This is a genomic window from Methanotorris formicicus Mc-S-70 (assembly GCF_000243455.1).
Taxonomy (GTDB): Archaea; AGJL01; Methanococci; order Methanococcales; family Methanococcaceae; genus Methanotorris; species Methanotorris formicicus.
This window is the reverse complement of the sequence record NZ_AGJL01000115.1, coordinates 1-741: the sequence shown is the minus strand read 5'-3', so window position 1 is coordinate 741 and position 741 is coordinate 1. Positions and strand designations below refer to the sequence as shown.

Sequence of the window (741 nt, the reverse complement as noted above, 5' to 3'; positions counted from 1 at the left end):
CTTCTGCCTTTCCAAAAACGGAAAGGCAGTATATTATATAACGAATAACCTATTTATGAGTTTCGGAGAATTTCAAGAGGTCAAAAACGCCTCTTGGAGAATCGAAGAGTTCCACAGAGGAGTTAAACAGTGCTGCAATATTGGAAATTTCTTCGTTAGAAAAAGATTTCCAGTATTAGGTCATATTTCGTTAGCTATGAGGGCTTTCTTTATTTTAGAGAAAATTAGAATCGATAAAAGATTACTTGGTATGAGTTTAGAAGAGAACTAAATCGAATAGCCGTTGGGAATGCCATAATCTCTTTATGTAAAGAAACTGGTTTATTGTTAATCTAAGTATTTAAATGTATTTGCGAAAGTCCTAATGTAAGATATATCTACTATGGTCGTCTATTATTAGCAGTAGGTAATATCTAATTTTACTAATATCTACCATTTTAAAATCCATATGCATAGTTCGTAGGTTTTAAGGCGTTGAATCGCTTTTGGCTTCTTTTTCTTCTTTCGTGGTTGTGTTATGCCCATCTCTTTTAGTATAGTATATATACGATTATGTGGGATATGTATTATGCCTACGTTCTATATACTTCTCTAAATGAACGGGACTCGTTATCTTACATTTCGGCAAAGCATTTAAGACCAATTCGATAGTTTCTTTATCTATGTTCCTTGGCTTCTACCTCTACGTTTTAATTCGGGAATTCTTCCAGTTTCCGATACTCTCTCCATATCTGCTGAACC

1 pseudogene is annotated in these 741 nt (G+C 33.9%); it reads left to right on the top strand.

The annotated features are described in order from the left end of the window. Window positions 1-336, top strand: a pseudogene (locus tag METFODRAFT_RS10470) (IS701 family transposase); the annotation flags it as partial. Window positions 337-741 lie beyond the last annotated feature (405 nt).